At 53.3% G+C, this 338-nt stretch carries 2 tRNA genes; both read right to left on the bottom strand.

Annotated features, from left to right (window positions below):
- Positions 1–90: 90 nt before the first annotated feature.
- Positions 91–166, bottom strand: a tRNA-Gly gene (locus tag FC652_RS20360).
- 95 nt (positions 167–261) lie between these two features.
- Positions 262–337, bottom strand: a tRNA-Gly gene (locus FC652_RS20355).
- Between the last annotated feature and the right edge of the window lies 1 nt (position 338).

Below are 338 nucleotides of genomic sequence, written 5' to 3'. Positions count from 1 at the left end.
ATCGTTAAGCACGATAAGGGCTTTAAACTGGAGCGACGCGACCAGCTTGGGCACGAGGTTCCTCGTGTGCGGTCTCACCACTTCTAAATCTGGAGCGACACACGAGGTTCGAACTCGTGACCTCAACCTTGGCAAGGTTGCGCTCTACCAACTGAGCTAGTGTCGCATGTCATCGTTAAGTACGATGAGAACTGTAATTTGGAGCGACGCGACCAGCTTGGGCATGAGGTTCCTCATGTGCGGTCTCACCACTTCTAAATCTGGAGCGACACACGAGGTTCGAACTCGTGACCTCAACCTTGGCAAGGTTGCGCTCTACCAACTGAGCTAGTGTCGCA

The organism is Vibrio sp. 05-20-BW147 (genome assembly GCF_013369385.1).
Taxonomy (GTDB): domain Bacteria; phylum Pseudomonadota; class Gammaproteobacteria; order Enterobacterales; family Vibrionaceae; genus Vibrio; species Vibrio floridensis.
Note: the sequence above shows the minus strand (reverse complement) of the source record. Positions and strands in the feature narration are given on the sequence as shown.